The 22,592-nt window shown below is 50.6% G+C and carries 22 protein-coding genes; 15 read left to right on the top strand and 7 right to left on the bottom strand.

What is annotated here, in order from left to right:
• The coding region (locus OXG10_03885; GenBank protein MCY3826509.1) for a hypothetical protein at window positions 1-540 on the bottom strand (540 nt) is incomplete at its 3' end.
• Window positions 541-823: 283 nt separating this feature from the next.
• On the opposite strand from OXG10_03885, the gene OXG10_03890 reads away from it, so the two are divergent.
• On the top strand, window positions 824-1,561 hold the full coding sequence (locus OXG10_03890) for an ATP-binding cassette domain-containing protein (protein MCY3826510.1): 738 nt from the start codon (window positions 824-826) through the stop codon (window positions 1,559-1,561).
• Between the two features lie 79 nt (window positions 1,562-1,640).
• Here OXG10_03890 and ispF read toward each other — a convergent pair whose 3' ends face one another.
• Genes ispF through OXG10_03905 form a run of 3 tightly spaced genes read right to left on the bottom strand, consistent with a single transcriptional unit; the run spans window position 1,641 to window position 3,823 of the window.
• A complete protein-coding gene (gene ispF, locus OXG10_03895) occupies window positions 1,641-2,129 on the bottom strand; it encodes a 2-C-methyl-D-erythritol 2,4-cyclodiphosphate synthase (GenBank protein MCY3826511.1) in 489 nt (162 codons plus the stop codon).
• Window positions 2,104-2,832, bottom strand: a complete 729-nt coding sequence (gene ispD, locus OXG10_03900; protein MCY3826512.1) for a 2-C-methyl-D-erythritol 4-phosphate cytidylyltransferase — start codon at window positions 2,830-2,832, stop codon at window positions 2,104-2,106. The genes ispF and ispD overlap by 26 nt, the downstream gene beginning before the upstream one ends.
• A 4-nt stretch (window positions 2,833-2,836) precedes the next feature.
• Window positions 2,837-3,823 (bottom strand): PIN domain nuclease, encoded by a 987-nt coding sequence (locus OXG10_03905; protein MCY3826513.1) that lies wholly within the window; start codon window positions 3,821-3,823, stop codon window positions 2,837-2,839.
• A 198-nt stretch (window positions 3,824-4,021) separates the two neighbouring features.
• On the opposite strand from OXG10_03905, the gene OXG10_03910 reads away from it, so the two are divergent.
• Genes OXG10_03910 through OXG10_03935 form a run of 6 tightly spaced genes read left to right on the top strand, consistent with a single transcriptional unit; the run spans window position 4,022 to window position 10,621 of the window.
• Window positions 4,022-4,840 carry an MBL fold metallo-hydrolase gene (locus OXG10_03910; GenBank protein MCY3826514.1) on the top strand — a complete coding sequence of 273 codons (819 nt, stop codon included), beginning with the start codon at window positions 4,022-4,024 and terminating at the stop codon, window positions 4,838-4,840.
• Window positions 4,837-6,135, top strand: coding sequence for an adenylosuccinate lyase (purB, locus tag OXG10_03915; protein MCY3826515.1), 1,299 nt, complete (start codon window positions 4,837-4,839; stop codon window positions 6,133-6,135). Before OXG10_03910 ends, purB begins: the two co-directional genes overlap by 4 nt.
• Before the next feature lie 21 nt (window positions 6,136-6,156).
• A complete protein-coding gene (locus OXG10_03920; protein ID MCY3826516.1) occupies window positions 6,157-7,200 on the top strand; it encodes a thioredoxin domain-containing protein in 1,044 nt (347 codons plus the stop codon).
• 19 nt (window positions 7,201-7,219) lie between these two features.
• Complete coding sequence (locus OXG10_03925; GenBank protein ID MCY3826517.1) at window positions 7,220-7,990, top strand: RDD family protein; 771 nt, start codon at window positions 7,220-7,222, stop codon at window positions 7,988-7,990.
• 11 nt (window positions 7,991-8,001) lie between these two features.
• Entirely contained in the window at window positions 8,002-9,222 is a 1,221-nt protein-coding gene (gene gshA / locus OXG10_03930) for a glutamate--cysteine ligase (GenBank protein ID MCY3826518.1), read from the top strand.
• Between the two features lies 1 nt (window position 9,223).
• Entirely contained in the window at window positions 9,224-10,621 is a 1,398-nt protein-coding gene (locus tag OXG10_03935; protein ID MCY3826519.1) for an SLC13 family permease, read from the top strand.
• 16 nt (window positions 10,622-10,637) lie between these two features.
• On the opposite strand, the gene pyk is transcribed toward OXG10_03935, so the two are convergent.
• Complete coding sequence (gene pyk / locus OXG10_03940; GenBank protein MCY3826520.1) at window positions 10,638-12,044, bottom strand: pyruvate kinase; 1,407 nt, start codon at window positions 12,042-12,044, stop codon at window positions 10,638-10,640.
• 239 nt (window positions 12,045-12,283) lie between these two features.
• On the opposite strand from pyk, the gene OXG10_03945 reads away from it, so the two are divergent.
• From OXG10_03945 to atpC, 8 genes are read left to right on the top strand one after another with little or no spacing between them, the layout of a single operon-like run.
• Window positions 12,284-13,564, top strand: coding sequence for a cation:proton antiporter (locus OXG10_03945; protein MCY3826521.1), 1,281 nt, complete (start codon window positions 12,284-12,286; stop codon window positions 13,562-13,564).
• A gap of 26 nt (window positions 13,565-13,590) precedes the next feature.
• A complete protein-coding gene (locus OXG10_03950; GenBank protein MCY3826522.1) occupies window positions 13,591-14,103 on the top strand; it encodes an ATP synthase F0 subunit B in 513 nt (170 codons plus the stop codon).
• 45 nt (window positions 14,104-14,148) lie between these two features.
• On the top strand, window positions 14,149-14,658 hold the full coding sequence (locus tag OXG10_03955) for an ATP synthase F0 subunit B (GenBank protein ID MCY3826523.1): 510 nt from the start codon (window positions 14,149-14,151) through the stop codon (window positions 14,656-14,658).
• Entirely contained in the window at window positions 14,637-15,179 is a 543-nt protein-coding gene (gene atpH / locus OXG10_03960; protein MCY3826524.1) for an ATP synthase F1 subunit delta, read from the top strand. The genes OXG10_03955 and atpH overlap by 22 nt, the downstream gene beginning before the upstream one ends.
• A gap of 26 nt (window positions 15,180-15,205) precedes the next feature.
• Window positions 15,206-16,723, top strand: coding sequence for a F0F1 ATP synthase subunit alpha (atpA, locus tag OXG10_03965; GenBank protein MCY3826525.1), 1,518 nt, complete (start codon window positions 15,206-15,208; stop codon window positions 16,721-16,723).
• Between the two features lie 20 nt (window positions 16,724-16,743).
• Complete coding sequence (gene atpG / locus OXG10_03970; protein MCY3826526.1) at window positions 16,744-17,631, top strand: ATP synthase F1 subunit gamma; 888 nt, start codon at window positions 16,744-16,746, stop codon at window positions 17,629-17,631.
• A 2-nt stretch (window positions 17,632-17,633) separates the two neighbouring features.
• The gene (gene atpD / locus OXG10_03975; GenBank protein MCY3826527.1) at window positions 17,634-19,103 is read left to right on the top strand and encodes a F0F1 ATP synthase subunit beta; all 1,470 of its coding nucleotides are present in this window, start codon (window positions 17,634-17,636) and stop codon (window positions 19,101-19,103) included.
• A 15-nt stretch (window positions 19,104-19,118) separates the two neighbouring features.
• Window positions 19,119-19,520: an ATP synthase F1 subunit epsilon gene (atpC, locus tag OXG10_03980; protein ID MCY3826528.1), complete on the top strand. Its 402-nt coding sequence runs from the start codon at window positions 19,119-19,121 to the stop codon at window positions 19,518-19,520.
• 258 nt (window positions 19,521-19,778) lie between these two features.
• Here the strand turns inward: atpC and OXG10_03985 are convergent, their stop codons facing one another.
• Both OXG10_03985 and OXG10_03990 read right to left on the bottom strand, forming a co-directional pair.
• Window positions 19,779-21,074: a restriction endonuclease gene (locus OXG10_03985; GenBank protein ID MCY3826529.1), complete on the bottom strand. Its 1,296-nt coding sequence runs from the start codon at window positions 21,072-21,074 to the stop codon at window positions 19,779-19,781.
• Window positions 21,074-22,309, bottom strand: a complete 1,236-nt coding sequence (locus OXG10_03990; protein ID MCY3826530.1) for an AAA family ATPase — start codon at window positions 22,307-22,309, stop codon at window positions 21,074-21,076. The genes OXG10_03985 and OXG10_03990 overlap by 1 nt, the downstream gene beginning before the upstream one ends.
• Between the last annotated feature and the right edge of the window lie 283 nt (window positions 22,310-22,592).

Genomic DNA, 22,592 nt, shown 5'->3' on the forward strand with positions numbered 1-22,592 from the left:
CGTCTGGAATTCTGTCGGAAAATCGACGGAGAAAGGGGTTTTCTGACAGACACTATATACAACGGCACAACTCCACCTCATAGATCCACCCATATCATATTGCTCACAAACCGGCCCTCCTGGAGCACCTGGTTGTAGTACAAGCGCGAGAAGAGTTTTTACAGTGGGAAGATCAGCCAGTGAAGCCCCGTACAGGGATTTGGTATACTTGCCATGGTTTGCCACGGTACTGGTACCATCACGACTAAGACGCAAGGCAATCAGATAGACGGAATCTTGCCTCCAAATCCCTTCCGCCCTCATATCCCTGTAGAGAGCCGAAAGTGCGCTTCGGCTTTCTGCAACAGTATCATCTATATGCTGTTTCGCGTGCAGCACGAAACTCCTCATTGTAGCTTGATCATTAGCAGAAGCCGCATCGCCAGCCGTTGTCTGAGGATCGTCATGCGACCCATCGGCAAAAGCGGAAATGCCCGGAAAAAAAGCCATTATAGTCAGCACTACTCCTAAAGTGATTACGAAACCTCGAAAGCCCTTCATAATATCCCCTCCTGAATTACAACTCTGAAATAGTTTGCACCTTTATAAAAGCAATTGAGGCTGTAAAAGAATAATCTCGAATCTCTTTGGACAAGTCCAGCGAAACCAATTCTCGCATTCCCCCACTGCCTTCTTGGGTCTGGAAGCTTCGCCGGATAATGCAAAACCCCAGAATATCTTCACAGTCTCATATAACTTACTCTCTACAGTAGATTATACCAAAAATTGTCCCCCGTTTTTACATATAGTTACGATAAAGTAAATTTAAACTCCTGAGGTTCCCATGTCGGAAAACATGATCGAAATGACGGACGTGTGTAAGTCCTTTGACGGAAAGATTGTTCACAGGGGAATAAATCTTTCCGTAAGAAGCGGAGAGATTATTACCGTCTTGGGGGAGAGCGGAGTCGGGAAAAGCGTTTTGCTAAAGGAGATAAACGGTCTCGTTAAACCCGACAGCGGAAAGGTCGTGGTTCTGGGAGAGGATACGGCGCAGATGGACGAGAAGCAACTTGTGAAAATAAGAAAGGAAACGGGCATGCTGTTTCAGGGCTCCGCCCTTTTTGACTCGCTTACCGTGGAGGAGAATATAGCTTATCCCCTGATTGAAAATTCGGACCTTCCCCCTGAGGAGATAAAAAAAGCAGTTGCCCGAAACCTCGAACTGGTCGATCTTCCGGGAATCGAAGACAAGTACCCCGGGGAACTGAGCGGAGGGATGAAAAAAAGAGTGGCTCTTGCAAGAGCGATCGCCACCCGTCCGAAGATTCTTCTCTACGACGAGCCCACGACCGGTCTTGATCCTCCCAATATAAAAAGGATTGCCAAGCTGATAAAGAGCATGAGAGACCGGCTCAGGATAACCGGGGTCGTCATTACCCACGACATAGGCACCGCCTACGAGATTTCCGACAGGATAGCGTTTCTTTACGAGGGAGAAATTGTGTTCACGGGAACTGTGCCCGAGGCCCGCGAGAGCAACATTTCCACATTCAGGAATTTTCTCGATAGCAAGATGTAGAGGCATTAAAACCGGATTCGATCGGAGTAACTGCACCAACTCTTGAGTTCCAAGAGCGGAAAGGAACTTTTCCGAAGAATTATGGTTTCGGTGGATCCGGGCTTAGGCACGCTGAAGCCATGGCTGCTATACCTTCTTTTCTTCCTGTAAAACCCAGGCCTTCGGTTGAAGTTCCCTTTACGTTTACGGCGTCGCTCGAAATTCCCAGGGCATCGGCGATTTTCTCCTCCATAGCGGATGAGTGAGGAGAGATTCTTGGCTCCTCGCACACCACCGTGCAATCAATATTCTCTATGCGGTAACCCTTGCCTGCCATCATCCGGGCGACTCGGGAGAGAATTGAGAGGCTTGAAGCATCCTTGTATTTCGGGTCGTTCGGCGGAAAGTGTTTCCCTAGATCTCCCTCGCCGATAGCTCCCAAAATAGCGTCTGCAACCGCGTGGGAAAGCACGTCAGCGTCGGAATGACCGGCAAGCCCCCGGCAGCCCTGAATCTCAACGCCGCCCAGTATGAGCGCTCTTTCCTCGCAAAACGCGTGCGCGTCAAACCCCGTTCCTATTCTGTACATTGACCACTTCTCCTTTGCTTACGATAAGCTGAGCTATTTTGAAATCGGCTGCGGTTGTGATTTTTATGTTAAGATCGTCTCCCGCTACCACGCTTACCCTTATTCCCTTTGCTTCGGCAAGCGCCGATTCGTCGGTCGCGTCAAGATCCGCGATGCCGTCTGAGCAATAGATTTCCGCGAGTATCTCCCGGCGAAAAGCCTGCGGAGTCTGGGCTCTCCAGAGCTTCTCCCTTGGAACCGTTTCCGAAATAAACGGTCCGGGCTCATGTGCCCGCTTCAACGTGTCTGTAACGGGAACGGCACATATGCAAGCGCCTGTGCGGTCGCACCCCTCTATGACTCTTTTGATCGTGTCGTTATCGACAAAAGGTCTCGCAGCGTCGTGAATGAGCACTATGTCACTGTCCGGGGGTGTGGCGCGAAAACCGTTTCTTACGGATACATGCCTTTTTTCGCCCCCGGCGACGACCGAGGTGATTTTTTCAAACCCGAAGCTCTCGAGCAGTTCCCTTGAGCGCGAAATTTCGTCCTCGGGCACTACGACCACTACGCTTGTTATGAGTCCGCTCGACTCGAAAGTCGAAAGGCAGTAGGTAAGAAGAGGTTTTCCGCCGAGTGCGGCGAACTGCTTTTTCCCATGAGTGGAGAATCTTTTAGAAAGACCGGCGGCCGCCACTACGGCTGAGACTTTTGGGGTACTCACGGGGTCAGCCCTCTTTTTTCAGTTTTGCGAAAACTATCCTTCCGGTCGGTGTCTGAACCATGCTTCTCACTGAAACGTCCACGTCTTTTCCTATCTGTCTTGAGGCGTTGTCCGTTATCACCATTGTTCCGTCGTCGAGATAGCCGACCGCCTGATGCTGTTCCTTTCCGGGTTTTACGAGGCTTATTTTTATTGTCTGCCCCTGTTCCACAACGGGTCTCAGAGCGTGGTTCAGGTTATTTATGTTAAGCACGGTGATTTTCTCGAGGTCGGCAATCTTCTTTAGGTTGTAGTCGTTGGTGACCAGTATTCCGTTCAATTTCTTCGAGAGCTCAATAAGTTTTATGTCCGCGTCTTTTATGTGTTCGAAGTCATGATCGGTGATGCTGACGCTTATCAAGGGGATGTCATTTTGCATCCTGTTTATGATGTCAAGCCCCCTTCTGCCGCGAGTTTTTCTTGCGGGGTCCGAGGAATCCGCTATGTACTGAAGTTCCTGAATGATGAATTTGGGTATTATTAGTTCTCCTTGGAGAAATCCCGTTTCGGCGATGTCGGCGATGCGCCCGTCTATTATGACGCTCGTGTCAAGTATTTTCGGGGCAAGCGCCTCCGGCTGCCTGAAAAACGAGTCGGATGCTGCCGTGGCAAGGGAGGTTTTGTCAAAACCTATTACCGCACCTACGCAAACGAGAAGCAAGAAGATTCCCGCTTTTACATGGGGAAGCAGGGGCCCGGCTAGCGGAAAGCTGTTAAGGATAGTGAGCAGCGCGAGGTATATGAAAATGGCTGTGAGCATTCCGACTGACATTCCGAGTGCCTGGCGAAGCGAGACTTTCCTGAAAAGCATCCGGAAACCCACAAGAACCACAAAAGCGAATATCCCGCAGCCGACGGCAGTGAGAACCGAGCGGGAAAGTGAAAGGTAGTCGGGACCGAGGGCAAACGCAGCAAGTGCAAACGCTATGGAAAGTGTAATAGAGAGTCTCATTAATAATCCGGCTCTTCCGAGGGAACAACTATAGAATATATGAAGGCTTGAGTTTTAACAAGTTCTCCGTTTCGGGTTCGGGGAGACGGTCGGCGGTTTTTCACCGATTTCTACTGGTCAGTTATAATTACTGTATTCCGGGCGAAATGCGCCGGTTTTTTGATTTTCCACACAGCCGGGTTTTCGCGTGGACGAAACATGATGAAATTCTGCACTCTTGCCAGCGGCAGTTCTGGCAACTCGCTTTATCTTGAGTCGAAATACTCGAAAATACTGATTGACGCGGGGATTAGCTTCCGAAGGATCTCGCGGAGTCTCGGGGATATGGGTATAGCTGTGACCGATCTTGACGCTGTGGTGCTTTCGCACGAGCACGAGGACCACTCAAGAGCTGTCGGGAGAATGTCCGCAGTGCCTGTTTACGTGTCGGGTGAAACCGTTGGTTTCTGGGAAGGAAAAAGAAACGGACGCAATAACGGAAACAGTGCCAAGACTTCACATTTGCCCAATGGCGGGATAGAGGAACTGAGGGAATTTGACTCAGAAGAATCGTTTCGTATAAACGACCTTATGCTTACTCCCTTCTCGGTGGCGCACGACGCCATCGACCCGGTCGGTTTCACCGTAACCGATGGCCGCGTCAAAGTAGGCATAGTTACCGACATAGGGAAACCCACGGCGCTTGTGAGGGAAAGCCTTAAAAACTGCGACGCCCTCGTTCTCGAATCGAATCATGACAGGGAAATGCTTTTCTCGGGTTCCTACCCGCCGTACCTCAAGCAGAGAATAAGCGGGGGGCACGGGCACCTGTCAAATGATCAGTCAGCATCCCTTCTGGGCGATGTTCTGCACGACGGGTTAAAATACGTTCTGCTGGCGCACCTAAGTGCGAGTAACAACACTCCCGAGATGGCGCTTGGGTGCTCGCTTGAAGTTCTGCGCCGAAAAGGCGCTGAAGGCCGTGTCGCTTTGGCCGTGGCTCCGCGAAGCGCGGCCGGGGAGGTTATAACGATTTGATCTCAAGGTACTCCAGAGAGGAAATGTCACAGATATGGTCGGATGAGAACCGCTACCGCATCTGGCTCGAGGTGGAACTCGCCGTGTGCGAAGCGTGGGCGCACTACGGGGAGATCCCTGCCGACTCTCTATCCAGCATAAAGGAAAAAGCCGCCTTTGACGTAGAAAGAATTGCCGAGCTTGAAAGGGAACTTAAGCACGACGTTTTGGCTTTTCTCACCTGCGTTTCCGAGTACGTAGGAGATGATTCGAGGTTCATTCACCTCGGAATGACTTCTTCAGATGTTCTTGATACCGCTTTTTCTATACAGCTTCGCAATGCGGGCGGACTGATAGTCGGGGGTCTTGAGAAGCTGCTCGGGATTCTCCGCAAAAAGGCGTTTGACTACAAGGATACTCCGATGATCGGGCGCTCCCACGGTATACACGCCGAACCCAGAACTCTGGGCTTGGTGTTTGCCCTGTGGTATGACGAGATGAGAAGGAATCTTGAGAGAATGAATTCGGCACGGGACGCCGTGAGCGTGGGGATGATGTCGGGCGCCGTCGGCACCTACGCCAATATAACTCCGGAGGTTGAGCGTTACGCGTGCGAGTTGCTGGGGCTCCGTCCTGCGGGGATATCGACGCAGGTGATACAAAGAGACATTTACGCGCAGTATTTTCTCTGTCTTTCTCTCATAGCGGCTTCGGTGGAGAAAATTGCTACCGAGATAAGACATTACCAGAGAACCGAGGTAGGAGAGATGGAAGAACCTTTTACCGAGGGGCAGAAGGGATCTTCCGCAATGCCGCACAAGAGAAATCCTGTGCTTTCGGAAAACCTCTGCGGACTCTCAAGGATAGTAAGGTCCCACTCTGTCGCGGCTCTTGAAAACATAGCCCTCTGGCACGAAAGGGACATAAGTCACTCCTCCGTCGAGAGGGTCATAGGTCCCGACGGAACAATACTTGTTGATTTCATGCTTGAGAGGCTCTGCGGCCTGATCGAGGGCCTGCGGGTCTATCCCGACAAGCTCGAGAGCAACATCTGGATTACCCGGGGACTTGTTTTTTCCCAGAAGGTTCTCCTTAAGCTTGTAAAAGAGGGCCTTTCAAGGGAGGAGGCCTATTTGCTCGTGCAGCGAAACGCCATGAAGTGCTGGGAGGAAAAAAAGGATTTCCGGGATCTGCTGAAAACCGACTCGCAGATAACGGGTATCCTTTCGGATGAAGAGATAGATTCGTGTTTTGAACTTGAAGAAGATCTAAAAAACATAGACTATATCTTCGCCACCGTTTTCGGCGAATCATAACTGGCAAGGAGTTTCCACAAAATGAGAAAAGAAGTATTTGCCCGAAAGGCGAGAGAATCTGTTTTTGCGACGGCTGTTTTAGCGATCCTGGCGGCGGTTTTTCTTTCCCCCGCGACTCTCTTTGCGCTCGATAATGTTGACCCCGGAAAACTTGAGCACCACTTCAAGAACCGCTATGGGGTTTATCTCCCATCTGGCTTTACGGTAAAGGCGGTTAAGGGGAAAGATTCCGAGATGAAAGAATTCAAAGAGGGCAATTACGAAGTCGGATTTCCTGACGGCAAAAGCCGGAGCTTCCCGTTTCTTGTAAGTCGTGACGGGAAGTTTTTGATAATGGGCAACGTGCCCATCGTAAAGGTGAATGAGATGGAGGAAACGGGTGTTAAGGGAGTCAGGCAAGGGTTTATTGCCTCAGAAGGTGGACAGGTCCCGATTCTGGTTTCAGGCGACCGCAAAACAATAATGGTCGGCAGGCTTGAAAGTCTCGACAAAGATCCGGCAGCCGAGACAGCCCAGAAAATCTCTCTTGAGAATGTTCCTTCAAAAGGAAATCCCGATGCCCCGATAACCGTGGTTGAGTACTCGGATTTTCAATGTGGCTACTGTGCCAGGGCCGCAAACGAGGTCGCAGACTTTCTCAAGGACTACCAAGGCAAAGTCAGATTGTTTTACAAGCAGTTCCCGCTTTCGTTTCACAAGTGGGCCGAGGATGCCTCGATCGCCTCTCTTTGCGTGTACGACCAGGCAAACGACAAATTCTGGGAGCTCCATGACACCATTTTTGAAAAGCAGGGTGAAATAAAGGTTGCCGACGCCAAAGAGACCTTTGCGGAGATGGCGCGTAAACTCGGGGTCGATATGAAAAAATACAATCAGTGCGTTGAATCCGAGGAAACCAAGCGAAGGGTCGCTTCGGAAATGGATGAGGGCAGATCGATCGGGGTAAGCGGCACTCCGACATTCGTGGTTGACGGCTTTGTGATTTCGGGAGGAGCCAACATGAAAGCGATTAGAAACGCCGTGGATTATCGACTTTCCCTGAAGTCTGAAAGTTCCGGGATGTAGCTTCGGCGGGGTTCCCACCATGAAATGTCCTGAGTGCGGCTACACGAGCTTTGATTATCTTGAGGAGTGCAAGAAATGCGGGGCCGTCCTGTCTCCCGTACCTATTTTCAAGTATCTCTATGAAGACGAGTTGAGCACGGAGGTGGTTATTGACAGGAGCGTGCAGCCCGTTGCCGACGATGTTCTAGCCGGGGTCAAGACAGTTGGGGCGACATTTGAACTCAGCCCTGCGAGCGATCCTCAAAACGAAGGGTTGCCCGAGGGCGAACTTGAGGATTTTCTTGTCTTTGAAAGAGATCTGGGCGAGGAGATCGCGGAACAAGAAGAGCAAATAGAAAAAGAGAGTCCACCGCCCCTGCCCCACGGGATGGTTCCCGCGGCCTTCGGGGAGAGACTTTTCGCATTTTCTGTCGATTTTCTGTTTACTCTTTGCGTTGCCGCAGCCGTGCTTTTCTCGGGGGCGAATCTCATCGGAGAAACTTTTTTCCCGGGCTTCGGAGAATTTGTTTCCATATGGGGGTGGATATGTCTTTCTGCTTACGTGCTGGCGACCACGTATTTCATTTTTCTTCCCTCCTGGTGCGGGACGACTCTTGGAAACTCGGTTGCGGGTATCCGCGTGGTGATGCGGGATGGCTCTGCTGCCGGGTTTCAGACGAATTTGCTCAGATGGGTCGGCTGGATTTTTTCTGTGACCACTGTTTTCACGGGTTTTGCGCTTTCGATGTTTGACCCGCAACGTAAGACTCTCAGCGACCGTCTCTGCGGAACTTTCGTCGTGAGGGCCTGATCTGGCGTACGATGCTTATAGAGCAGCTTGAAAGAAATATCGCTAGCAAACGCGGGGAGATTTCCCGCTGGATGGAGTTCCATTGCGAAAAGGTGATGGTACCGCTTTACAGTTCCGTTGACCTGCGTTTCTCCGAGCATAAGATTGCCCCTATAGACACCAATGTTTTTCCCGCAGGCTTTAACAACCTTTCTGCGGGATTCAGGAAAAACGCGGGAAAGCTCTTCAGGGAATATCTTTTTTCCAGGTACCCGAGCGCCGAAAAAATCCTTTTGGTTCCCGAGCTCAATACCAAAAACGCCTACTACTGGGAAAATGTCTGGGTAATAAAATCCGTTTTGGAGGATGAGGGCTACGAAGTGTGCGTCGGCATTGCGAACGAGGAATTTCGAAGGGAGACCGTCTCGTTCAGTTCGGCAAGCGGTCAGGTAATCGAGGCGAAGCGGGTTTTTCAGGAAGAGGGCTCGGCGATGATAGACGGATTCGTTCCCGATATCGTGATGATAAACAACGATTTTTCGGAGAAGTGTCCGAAAACCCTGCACAATTTGCGCCAGCCTGTTTTGCCGCCCGTTGAAATAGGGTGGCACGCGAGAAAAAAGGACGTGCATTTTGAGTTTTATAACCGTCTCTGCAGCGAACTTGCCGAGATACTGGAGGTGGATCCCTGGGTGATGTCGGTTGAAACCGTCTTGGAAAGCGGGGTGGATTTCGATTTTCCCGAGGACAGGGAGCGGGTTTCCCAAAGGGCCGGAGAAATTCTCTCAAGGGTGAGAGACGAGTATTCGAAAAGAGGCATAGATCACGAGCCTTCACTTTTCGTCAAAAGCAATTCGGGGACCTACGGCATGGCTGTTGCGAGTGTCATCGATCCGCAAAGCATAGTGCAGATGAACTCGCGCGACAGGAAGAGGATGCGGGTTTCAAAAGGGGGAGTGCCGGTTCGGGACGTGGTCATACAGGAGGGTGTGCCGACATCGCTTCGCGTTGGGGACGGTCTTGTCGGCGAGCCTGTCGTTTACCTTGTCGAATCCCAGGTGGCGGGGATGTTCTACAGGGTTAACCCTCTTCGGGGCGAACTTGAGAACCTTAATTCAAAGGGTATGGAGTTTCTGCCGTGTGAAGACTCCTTTGCAAACGGGATTCCGTCGGCGTTTGATCTTGTTTCCAAGGTTGCAACCATCGCTGCGGGTTACGAAATAGAAAAGGTGCTGAGAGACGTGGATTGCTGAGATGTGCGGAAAAAAACAGTTTCCGACCAGCGGACTTCCTCTCTTTTTTCTCGTTGCCGGTCCAGTTTTGGGCGCAATTCTTTTTTTCACGTTAAAATCCTTTGGATGGGAGAGTGATGCGTGCTGGACTGCCGCGGTTTCCGCCGTATGCGCGGTGTGGTGGATTTTTGAACCCGTGCCTATTCCTGTAACTTCCTTGTTGCCGTTTGCGCTGTTTCCGATTCTGGGTGTTCTTTCTCCGAGGGAAATCAGCGAATCCTACGGGGCTCCTCTTATATTACTGCTTCTCGGCGGATTCATACTGTCGACGGCAATGGCGGGAAGCGGTGCCCACAGGCGCATAGCGCTTACCATGGTTAATTTTTTCGGGGGATCAAGCAACAGGCGGCTGGTGTTTGGTTTCATGGCCGCCTCAGCGGTGCTAAGCATGTGGATTTCAAACACCGCCACCACTCTTATGATGCTCCCCGTGGCCATAGCTGTGCTGGAGAAAGCCAAGGACAAAGCGTTAGCGGTGCCACTGTTGCTCGGCATAGCACACGCGGCGAGTGTCGGAGGCATCGGAACGCCGATAGGAACTCCCCCCAACTTGGTGTTCAGCGAGATTTATTTCCAGAATACTGGGGTGGAAATCCCGTTTCTCACCTGGATGAGCTGGGGAATTCCGGTTGTCGTGATTTTCGTTCCCATAATTGGGTTCTACCTAACTCGGAATCTTAGCGGTTCAGGCAGCTTCACCATGCCGGAAGTGGGGAAGTGGAGTGCTCACGAGGTGCGCGTACTGGCCGTGTTTCTGCTCACTGCGGTTGCCTGGATGACGCGCAGCGAGCCGTTTGGCGGCTGGAAAACCTGGTTCGGGGTTCCGGGAGCCACTGATGCCAGCGTAGCGCTTACGGCCGTCATAGTGATGTTTCTCGCGCCAAACGGCAGAGGAGGCAGGCTTCTTGACTGGGATACCGCAAGCAATATCCCTTGGGGAATGCTTATTCTATTCGGTGGCGGTATCGCGATTGCAAAGGCTTTTATCTCGTCCGGGTTAAGCGTCGCACTCGGCGAGGCTCTCTCTGGCCTTGGCGTTTTGGATATCGTTTTAATACTGGCCATTATCTGCCTTGCGATTACTTTTCTCACGGAACTCACGAGCAATACCGCAACCACAACTCTGATGATGCCGATTCTGGCTGCTACCGCGATGGCGATGGATATTGAACCGGCGCTGTTGATGGTGCCCGCGGCAATGAGCGCAAGCTGCGCGTTCATGCTTCCGGTTGCCACTGCGCCGAACGTTGTGGTATTCAGTACAGGAGCTTTCCCGGCTAGGGTGATGGCGAGGAAGGGGATAGTGCTTAATTTTATCGGCGCGTTTATTATTACGGCTGTGTGCGCGATTTTGCTTTAGGCGGGATCAAGGGTTTTTATCCTATTTCTCGCAGCTGGATTGAGTCTATGCCGGCGGTCGTGATGACGTCGGATACGAGCACAACGCGGTCTCCCGGATTTAATACCTGTTTTTGTTTCAGAAGCTTAAAGGCTTCTTCGATCCTCTGTTCGGGATCTTCGGATTCTTCCATAAGATGTGCGGTTACGGCCCTGTTCAAACAGAGCTGCCGTTTTATCCTGTCGTCGAAAGTTACCGCATGAATAGGTGTCTTGGCCGGCCTGCAATTTGTTGTCAACTGAGCCATCAACCCTTTTTTCGTTATTACGATCAGGCATTTGGCGTTAATTGATTCGGCGAGTTCAACCGCTGAAGCCGCTATATGCTGCTTGAGATCCTGCTTAACAAGAAGCTTGCCCATTTGCAGACTTGTGAGACTTTCCGCCTTTAAGGCTATCTTGCCGAGATGCTCTATTGACCTTATGGGATGTTTTCCGGTTGTTGTTTCACCCGAGAGCATAAGCGCGTCAATTTCCTCGTAGACCGCGTTTGAGACGTCCGTTACTTCCGCCCGGGTAGGAATCGGGTTATCGATCATTGATTCGAGAAGATGGGTGGCGACTATCACTCTTTTGCCTTTCTCTTGGCATTTGCCGACTATCACTCTCTGTACGTCCGGCAATTCCTCAATGCTCATCTCGATACCGAGATCTCCCCTAGCAACCATAACCGCGTCCGATTCCTCGACGATTTCCTCTACGTTTCGCACCCCTTCTTGGTCCTCGATTTTAGAGATGACCTTAATTCCCTCTCCGTCGGCTCCCAGCAGTTCTCTGAGTTCCAAAACATCCTGTGCTTCCCTCACAAAGGAAAGGGCTATGTAATCGACTTCGTTTCTGACTCCAAACTCTATATCCGCCTTGTCCTTGTCCGTTATTGAAGGAAGATTGACTTTTACCCCGGGCAGATTGACATGGCGTTTGCTCTTCATGGTTCCGCCGTCGATAACTCTGCATTTCATGGTTCCGTGGTCCTTCTCAAGCACTTCAAGGTTTATGAGACCGTTGTCCACGGTTATTTTCTCTCCTATCTGAACTTCGTTGATAATATCTTCGTAATTGATATGAATTGAAGACTCCTCAACGTCATCAGGTCTTACGGACACTGTAATTACATCTCCCTGGTTTATATGCAGGTCGCTTTGCAGAACCCCGGTTCTGATCTCCGGTCCCTGAGTGTCAAGTATCAGGGCGATTGAGTCTTCAACTTCCCTGTTTATGGATTTCACCGTCTTGATTACTTCAAGGTGGCTTTCGTGAGTGCCGTGCGACATATTGAGGCGCACGGCGTCCATACCCGCCTCGTACATTTTCATCAGCATTTCGTACGAACTTGTGGAGGGGCCTACGGTGCAGATTATTTTCGTTTTTCTAAATGGTTTCATAAACGGGGAAATATGTCGGTAAATTCGGAAAATGCAAAGTTCTTTTAACCCTAAGCTGATATGTGGGGATCACCTGGGGTGAGAACTTGGAATATTCGTCGTGCGCCGGTTGTATCGTAGCGATCGGATTTCCCGAGATTTTGTAAGAGCAGGCAAATCTTTTTGACAGTGTGCCCGTTTTGTGATAGTAAACTGCTTTTTAATCTGACAGAACTCTCAAATCTCCCCAAGATGAGACAATGGAATACGTACAGCATTTATCAGTAGAAAATTTCATTCTTTATCTCCTGATAATTCTTGTTTTCGCCAAGGCCTTCGGTCGGCTGGCAGAAAAAATCGGACAGCCTTCGGTTCTCGGGGAGCTTCTCGCCGGGGTAGTTCTGAGCGCGAGCGTCCTGGCGCTTATTCCTTCTACAGAAAGCATGGTCGGATACGATGTGTTTCACTTGCTAGCTGAAATAGGGGTTGTCCTTCTTCTTTTCGAAATAGGCCTTGAGACTAGGCTAATAGACTTGATAAAAGTGGGCCCGGTCTCGGCGCTCGTAGCCATAGTCGGTGTGGTGCTTCCGTTTGTGCTTGGATATTTCAGCATAATTTATTTCCAGAAGTTCGCCATACTCAGCCTTGAAGCCAATATGGTCGGGCTCGTGGCCATAGTGACCGGAGCGACGCTCACTGCCACGAGCGTCGGAATCACTGCCAGGGTTCTTTCAGATCTTGAGCGGCTCCAGACAAAAGAGGCTAGGATAGTTCTTACCGCCGCCATAATAGACGACGTGCTCGGGCTTATAATTCTTGGAATCGTAAGCGGCATAGTAAGTTCTTTTGAATCAGGAGGCGCGGGAACGGAAGGGATCACCTTCGGTTCGGTGGCCTTTATAACCGCGAAAGCCTTCGGTTTTCTTGCCGTTTCCATAGTCCTCGGCAGAATTATCGCTCCCAGGATTTTCGGGTTTTTCGCCCGGATCGATAGAAACAATCTGGTCTGGATCATGGCAATAGCCTTCTGTTTTGTCTATGCCTACTGCTCAAATCTTTTTTCTCTAGCTCCCATAGTGGGGGCTTTTGCGGCCGGTCTGGTTCTTCGTGAAACGGATCAGTTCAAGGCTATTGAAGGGGGTATAAAGCCCGTTTCTCACTTTTTCGCCCCGATATTTTTCGTGATGGTAGGAGCCGCCGTGGATGTTTCTGTATTTAACCCCTTTGTATCTGAAAATATTATGGTAATATCAATCGCTTTAATTCTTTTCGTGGTGGCGGTTGTCGGGAAGTACGTAAGCGGTTACGTGGTCTATGAAAAAGGCATAAGAAAAAGTATAATTGGCGTCGGAATGATCCCAAGAGGTGAGGTTGGGCTTATTTTCGCGAAGATCGGTCTTGTGCACGGCGTTTTCAAAACCGATCTTTTCTCCGCCGTCACGGCTATGGTAATACTGACAACCTTTATAGTGCCTCCGCTTTTAAAATGGATGTTCGAAAGCGAAAGCAAGGAGCGTAAGCTGGCCGAAAACACGGTCTAGCGAATAATCTTAAAACTAGGTTAATCATGAGATTCTACGGTCTTAGGACATTTTTATACGCCGCGATCTTCGCCCTGACGGTTGTTCCCTCGGCAGATGCCGCTGAGAACATGCTGAGTGTCGATGAAACCCTGATAATTCAACTTGTTATTTTTCTGGTAGGGCTTTTTCTGCTTAACAGACTCGTGTTCCGCCCGCTTATCGGGGTCTGGGACAGAAGAGAGGAACTTACCGCGGGCACGCTCAGGGAAGCCGAGGAGATGACTCGCAAGGCCGAGGGTGCCATTGCCGAGTACAACGAGAAAATCGCCGAGGCGAGGGCACAGGCTACCGAGACAAGAAACGAACTCCGCCAGCAGGGGCAGGGTGAATCTTCAAGGATGCTTCTTTCGGCGAGGGAGGCCGCCCAGGCGGAACTCGAGGGAGCGAGAGGGACTCTTGAGAGCGAGACTGCGAAGATAAGGGCGGACCTGCAGGGCGAGATAGAATCGCTTGCAGCGGAGATAAGCAACCGTGTCTTGAGGAAGAAGGGGGCGTAGGGATGATGTCGGCTGCGGATTTTAATTTTCCGGGGGAGCCACTAATTGGATAGCCATTTCAACTGGGCGTTCGTAATAAAACATGCCCTTAACCTGGGTCTTCTTATGGCCCTTATCATATATCTTATCAGAAAGCCTTTTCTGTCTTTTCTGAAAAACAGGAAGGAAAGACTCCGCTCAGAGGTGGACCGTGCTGCTGCTGCTGCCGAGCAGGCCGAAATGACGCTTGAGGAATACTCGGCGAAACTTGACGCGGTTGCCTCGGAGATAGCGGCTCTTCAGGAAAATATAAGAAAACAGGGTGAGAATGAAAGGGATGAGCTTGTCTCCGCGGCGGAGAAAAGCTGCGAGATGATAAAAAAAGAGGTTGAGGACACGATTCGTCTTGAGACCACAAAGGCGGTCTCCGAGATACAGTCCGAAGTGGTCGACTCGGCGCTTGCGCTTGCCGAAAAGATGATAAAGGAGCGGGTGGATACGGGTTTTACGACCGATTCGGTCGACGATTTTGTAAAAATGATTGAGGAAGGAAAATGGCAACAGTTGCGACACTGAGAGATCTCGTCTCGGCGCTTGTGGATTCCGCTGCGGATCAAAGCGAACTTTCGGGCGTAAGAGCCAATATGGAGAGTTTCTTTGAGCGGGTCGCCGATTCGGGCGAGCTTCGAGATGTTCTTTTAAGCACGGTGTTTTCGATAGAGGAGAAAAAGGCGGTCTTGGGGGATTTCCTCGAGGCGGTGTCTTCTCTTGAGATTACGAGAAGATTTTTTCTGCTGGTTTTGGAGATGGAGAAGGTCTCGGCGCTTCTCGGCTCAAGGGAAGCCGTGCTCGCGAGACTTGACGAAGCGGTTGGAAAAGTAACGGCCGAAATTACCTCGGCCAGAGATCTTAGCCAAAACGACGTCGAGAGACTCAGTGCGGCGCTTCGTGCGGCGACCGGAAAAACGGTTGAGGTGTCGCTTAAGGTTGATCCTTACATGATAGGCGGAATAAAAGCGCAGGTGGGTGACAAGGTTTACGATAACAGCGTCAGGACGCAGCTTGAGAGAATAAGAGGTGTTCTTTCTCCGTCCTGACCCGAATAATTCCAAAGGAGCTAGTAATGCAGGAACTAAGAGCAGAGAGTATAGGCGAGATTCTGAGAAACAGGATAAAGGGCTATGAACGGAAAGTTGATACCGAAGAAGTCGGGACGGTTATTTCCGTCGGCGACGGTATCGCTAGGGTTTACGGTCTTGATCAGGCGGTAGCGGGAGAGCTCGTCGAGTTTGACGGCGGAATCACCGGACTTGTTCTTAACCTTGAAGAGGATAATGTCGGTGTCGCTCTTTTCGGAGAGGATTCCCACCTGAGCGAAGGAGGAATGGTAAAGCGAACGGGACGCATCGCCGAGGTGCCTGTCGGAGACGCTCTCGGTGGAAGGGTGGTCGATGCTCTCGGAAGACCGATTGATGGTCTCGGAGAAATAGCCGCCGCTGAAACAAGGCAGATCGAGGTGAAGGCCCCCGGAGTTATTTACCGCCAGTCGGTAAACGAGCCCCTTCAGACGGGACTTAAGGCCGTTGATTCCATGATACCGATAGGAAGAGGCCAGAGAGAACTTATTCTGGGAGATCGTCAGGTCGGAAAGACCGCTATCGCGATCGATACGATAATAAACCAAAGAGAAGAAGATGTTCACTGCATATACGTTGCCGTAGGACAGAAACAGTCAACCGTGGCTCAGGTAGTCGATAAGCTCAAGGAACACGACGCCATGAAATACACGACAATAGTTTCCGCCACGGCCAGCACCCCGGCTCCCTTTCAGTTCCTTGCTCCTTTTTCCGGCTGTGCCCTGGGAGAATATTTCAGAGACACCGGCCGCCACGCGCTCATAATATACGATGATCTGACTAAACACGCGTGGTCCTATCGCCAGCTTTCACTTCTTCTAAAGAGACCGCCGGGACGCGAGGCTTACCCCGGAGATGTTTTCTATCTTCACTCGAGGCTTCTTGAGCGCGCCGCCAAGATGAGAGACGAGGACGGAGGCGGTTCCCTTACGGCGCTTCCGATAATCGAAACCCAGGCCGGTGACGTGTCCGCCTACATTCCCACGAACGTGATTTCCATCACCGACGGGCAGATATACCTTGAGAGCGATCTTTTCTACTCGGGTGTGCGGCCCGCCATTAACGTCGGTCTTTCGGTTTCAAGGGTGGGAGGAAGCGCTCAGATAAAAGCGATGAAAAACGTTGCCGGAACCCTGAGGCTTGAGCTTGCCCAGTACAGGGAAGTCGAGGCGTTTGCGCAGTTTGCTTCCGATCTTGACAGGGTAACACAGAATCAGCTTGCCCGCGGAAGCAGGCTTGTCGAGGCCCTCAAGCAGGATCAGTACGAACCACAGGCGGTTGAAAAGCAGATCCTGATCATATTTGCAGTTACAAACGGCTATGTTGACGACTATCCGGTATTCGCAGTGAGAAAATACGAGAGGGAGCTTTCCTCTTTTATGGAATCGAAGCATCCTGAGTACCTTGCGGAGATAAAAGAGAAGAAAGTTGTTTCGGACGAACTTGAGGAAAAGCTCGCAGCAGCGCTTGACGAGCTTAAAAACCAGTTGGGCGAGCTTGCCTGATATAGCAGCGGGAAAGGATAATGCCGAGCCTTAAACAGATAACGACAAAGATAAAAAGCGTAAGAAGCACGCGGCGGATAATGGGCGCCATGAAGCTCATAGCCGCTGTGCGTCTGCAGAAGGCCCAAGCCGCTCTTATGGCCTACAGGCCTTATTCTGATGCGTACCGCGATGTGGTTTTAAACGTGGCTGCGCTTTCAGAATCGGAGGATCATCCCCTTCTTCGGGTCCCGGAGGAAAAAACGAACCTGCACGTTCTGTTCTTTACTTCCGACAGGGGGCTGTGCGGAAGTTTTAACAGTGCCTTGATAAGAAACATGCAGCGCTATGTTGAGGAGCAGAACGGGGTTTTCGGGAACATAAAACTGAGTTTCGTCGGAAGACGGGGACGGGATTACTTCTCGAGAAGCGGGGTCGGCACAGGCAAATACTACGCAGGAGTCAATGAAAGGAACTCCCGGAAATTCTCGGAGGAACTGGCCGCGGCGCTCACAGAGGAGTTCAGGGTCGGGGAGAGCGACGAAGTAGTACTTGCGTATAACCACTTTGTTTCCGCTATTTCCCAGAGGATGACTTTTGAGAGACTTCTTCCGCTTTCGGCGCAGGAAACCGACGATGGTGGTGCGGAAAGTTCTTCAGATTACATATTCGAGCCGGAGAAAGAACGGATAATAGGTTCGATTCTTCCGAAATACGTTCAGGTGAGAATCGAGCGCGCCATGAACGAGTCGCTCACGAGCGAGCACGCGGCGCGCATGACCGCGATGGAAAACGCAACAAGCAACGCGGACGAGGTAATAACAAAACTTACCCTGCTTTTTAACAAGACCAGGCAGGCGATCATTACAACGGAGCTTATGGATATCGTTAACGGTACGGAAGCTCAAAGGAAAGGAGGCAACGAGTAGAAATGAGTATTGAATCAGCGTTTACGGCAGGCGGCAAAGGTGCCGAAGCGGCAAACGGCGCCGATCCGGGAATCGGGAAAATAATTCAGGTAACGGGTCCGGTGGTGGATGTCGAATTCTCGGAGGGAGCTCTTCCCACCGTGTTCACGGCTCTTAAGGTAACGAATCCGGCCCTCGGGGAAACCGAGTGGAACCTGGTTCTGGAGGTCGCCCAGCAGCTAGGAGGAGGCCGCGTAAGATGCATCGCCATGGATTCGACCGAGGGGCTTAAAAGAGGACAGGATGCCCTTAACACCGGCGATGGAATAACAATCCCGGTCGGCAAGGAAGCTCTCGGCAGACTGCTCAACGTGGTCGGAGAGCCAATAGATGAAGCTGGTCCCGTAGAGACCGAGGAGCGCTGGCCCATTCACCGTCCCGCGCCCGAGTTCGTCGAGCAGAGCACCAAAATGGAGCTTTTCGAGACGGGCATAAAGGTTATCGATCTTCTTGCTCCTTTTCTTAAGGGCGGGAAAATCGGCCTTTTCGGCGGAGCAGGAGTAGGCAAGACCGTTTTGCTGATGGAGCTCATCCATAACATAGCCAAAGAATACGGCGGTTACTCGGTTTTCGGCGGAGTGGGAGAGAGAACCAGAGAAGGAAACGACCTTTACTGGGAGATGAAGGAATCTGGGGTTCTCGGGAACACGGGACTCATATTCGGACAGATGAACGAGCCTCCGGGAGCGAGAGCCAGGGTTGCCCTTACGGCGCTTACGCTCGCCGAGTATTTCCGCGACACCCAGGGTCAGGACGTCCTTCTTTTCATCGACAACATTTTCCGCTTTACCCAGGCGGGTTCCGAGGTGTCGGCTCTTCTAGGAAGAACGCCTTCTGCTGTTGGTTACCAGCCGACTCTCTCGACTGACCTCGGGGAACTCCAGGAGAGAATTACTTCGACCGTAAAAGGCTCGATTACCTCCGTACAGGCGATTTACGTTCCTGCGGACGACCTTACGGATCCTGCTCCCGCGACTACCTTTGCGCACCTTGACGGAACCATCGTTCTCTCAAGGCAGTTGACCGAACTTGGAATATATCCTGCTGTTGACCCACTTGACTCGACCTCGAACATTCTTGATCCGAGAATAGTCGGAGACGAGCACTACAGGGTTGCCAGGGAAGTCCAGGAAGTTCTGCAGCGCTACAAGCAGCTTCAGGAGATAATCGCGATTCTCGGTATGGACGAACTCTCAGAAGAGGATAAGCTCACGGTTGCACGCGCCAGAAAGGTCCAGAGGTATCTCTCGCAGCCTTTCCACGTGGCCGAGCAGTTTACGGGCACCCCAGGAAAGTACGTTCCCATCAAACAGACCATAGAAGCTTTCGGCGAGATTATCTCGGGCAGCATGGATGATATTCCCGAACAGGCTTTCTATATGGTAGGTAGTCTTGACGAAGTACGCGAGAAGGCGACGGCAATCGCCTCCTGACGGGAGATCTGAAAATTGGCTGAAAAACTGCGACTCAAAATCATAACCCCGGAAAAACTCGTGTTTGACGGCGAGGTAGAGGAACTGGTAGCCCCCGGCCAGATGGGGGAATTCGGTGTTTTGCCGGGTCACGTGCCTTTTCTTTCTGTGCTTTTTCCGGGAAGACTCAGGTTCAAAACCGAGGAGTCGGGAGAAAGCACTCTTATAATCCATGGTGGCCTCGCGGACGTAAAGGATGACGCCATCAGTATTCTTACCGACCAGTCGGAGAATCCCGAAGAGGTTGACGTCGTGGCCGCCAGAAAAGACGCCGAGGTCTTTCAGAGGGAACTTGATGAGCTTCAGGACACAGAAGCTTCGGAAAGAGAGGAACTTGATAAAAAGCTCAGGATAGCGAGGGCCCGGGCGGGAGAGTGATGGTTTTCGCCTGATCTGCCGTGGCGGAGTGTTTTTGTCCCGCCGGTCTGAACCCGTAGTCTGTCACGTTTTTTCTATATGGCTGAAGAGACTTTCCAGAAAACTTTGCCCCGCGGGCAAGTCGTCACGGGGATAATGAATTGGCTCCTTTTCTTAGAGTGCAAAGTTTCCGCCATCTACAGCAACGCTAAAGTTTTGTCTGTCAAGAATCATGAAGTGACCGGAATGCAATGACTTCAACTTTACGCATTTATTTGATTACTGGGTTTTTCCCTGTAATGTCGGTTCCCGGTTTTCCTCCCAGAAAGCAAACTCGTTTTGTCTGTTTCCACTGATATCAATCGGCATTACATGAAGAGTTGTCGGAACTTCTTCATGTTCCTTGAGAAGTGTCAGTTTAATTCGTTCCGTTAATTTTTCCTGCATAGGATAAAACAGGGCAAGATTCCTGACTCCGTACCTTGAAGCGTAGCTTCCTATCTGATACATATCTGACTGCGTTATCCCCAGTTTCTGTTCTTCGCTGTCCAGTACTTTCCATTTTGCATCGGCGATGGCAACCGGATTTCCAGATTTGTTCAGAAATGAGAAATCAGGCTTCATCATGAAAATCGACTTACCGGAATCTTCCCGTCTGGCGAAAGATTTTTGAGGTCCTTGTTCTCCTATGCTGATATTTTTTCCTCTTGTCTCTTCACGAAGCTCCATTCCGACATAAGCCTCAAACAGCCTGTTCATATCGAACAGAAGTGCAAGACAGTCTTTCTCCCCCGTAGTAACGCCTGGATAGAATCCTCTGAGGAAAAATCCGCACTGCTCGAATACCTGTTTGTACCTGTCAGTTATGCGGTCAAAACTCAGAGAGTTAACCGCCGCCGTGACGTCCGTGGCGAAGTCGCTTATGGGTTCGAATCGCGCAAGAAGTTCCGAGACATGCCGCTGCGGTCGGCTTCCTTTAGCTTTTTTAAGCATTATTGCCAGTACATGTTTCAGAACTTGGTTGTAAACGTTATCCGCGCTTAATTCGTCGTACTGGCAGAAAAGCCGTTCCCCGTGGGCGAGATTCCGCTTGAGATGCTCCCCGATTTTAAGCTTCCCGCGCAGCACGTTCAGATTCTCTTCGCGACGGATATATTTCTGGATCATTCCGCGCGTCAGCTGGGCATGAAGCTGGTCGCAGAAGTGCAGTATGAATATGTCGAGGAGGAATCGCTTCTGGAGATTAATTCCCGCAGTACCCGCCTTGGTGAGTTTCAGGTACCGCGCTCTGTAGAGCATGCGAACAAGAACTTCCCGGCTAGATTCGACATCATCCGCTTTTATGTCATGAATCTTGGGCAGAATCTCTATGGATAAATCCCCAAGAGAAATTACTCCACAGTATGATGCGAATTTTATTTCCCTGTTTCCCCACGACCAGGCTTTTGTCGGTAGTTTTCCTTCGAGTTTTCCGAGAAGCTCTGCGTGTTTTTCTCCAAGCTCGTTTTGTCTACCTGCGGGGGAGCGGACGATGGGGACCGATTTGTGCTCAATGACGGTAATTACTTCAGACATTAGGTGTTGTTTTTTTCTTCGTATACTTTCCTGATTGCGTCTGGAGTAATCTCGTCTTTAGTGGCTACCCGATATTCAGTTGAGTCTTCAAAATCATTCTCAAATCCGAAGACTTTTTTTCCTTCTACTATTTCGTGTTTTATAATCTGCGTTTCATGCGGCTCGGGTTTTTCTCGACCTGTTTTTACATCTCTGAATACGAGTTGAATCTTGTGCCAGTCATCGTAAAAATACTCTTGGAGGAGAGGGATAATCCGGGAAAGCAGCACGTCTTTAAGCTGGTCAAAATTACGTACCCTGATAAGGTAAGAATGACCGATGGTCATATCCCTGCTCAGGAGAAAGCGTATCCGGCTGTTTATCGCTTCAAGCAGCTTGCGAAGATCAATTTCCCCTCCCTTGTCGTCTTTTATCCTGCCATCAGATGAGCCTTCGATCACGCCTGAGTCCGGCATGAGTTCTTCAAACTGAAACCTGCGACGCAGGGCAGTGTCAAGAAGAGCTATCGAGCGGTCGGCCGTATTCATGGTGCCGTAAACATCCAGATTGGCCGGGACCCCGAATTTTTCCCCCGAATAAGGAAGAGTCAGCATCATACCTGACTTTGGCGATCCGTCTTCTCCGTATGTCACTCTCTTGTCCGTTTCAAGCAGGGTGATGAGTTCTCCGAATATGCTGGCGATATTTCCCCTGTTTATCTCGTCAATAAAAATTGCGTATTGCTGTTTAGGGTCCACTTTTGCTTTCTGACAGATTCGCTTGAATACGCCAGGAACGACCCCGTATTTCACGTTTCCGTCTTTATCTGACTTAGGTCTTATACCCTCGACGAAGTCTTCGTAGCTGTACGCCTGATGAAAGGTCACAAACTCGAATCGCTGATCATGCTTTTTGGGCTCATGATCCTGTTCACCTTCGAATCGTTCGTCGGGCAATTCCCGCTTTGGTCCGGCTTTCCATTTTTTGGCAAGTTCCACATGCCGTCTCCACTTGTGATCCTTATCGCATTCCTCTTCCCAGTCATTGACAAGATACCATCTCTTGTTGGAATCCTGATCAAATACAAAAGGTGGACGGTCGTATTTGGTTGCCTGAATGACTTCTGAATTTTCAGCAGCATGTTCTCTGAGGTATGTAGATATTGAGTTGCGGATGTTTTTGTTGTTCGTCATAGGTTTTCTTATACGAATGTACTCATGTTCTGAGATTTCGGTGAGTGTTGCATTTGTTTCCAAGTACAGTACTCCGATGATTATGCTTAGCCACTGTGGGTTAGATGACTTAAATTCTTGACGAAGCCAATTTCCTCTAGTTTGGTCTTGCTTTCTGCTTAGAGTTTCTGCCGACGGAGTTTGTTTTTTGCCAGAATATTCTTCAGTTCGACTATTGAGCCAATGGGTTTTTCCGGTTCCAGGGGGGCCGTAAAGAATCAGATTGAGGGGGTTTCCACTCATTCTTTCGGTCGCCCCTTGAACTTTGAAGTGCACCACCCCTGAAATCAGGGTTTGAGTCCTTTCG

The organism is Candidatus Dadabacteria bacterium, assembly GCA_026706695.1.
GTDB lineage: Bacteria > Desulfobacterota_D > UBA1144 > Nemesobacterales > Nemesobacteraceae > Nemesobacter.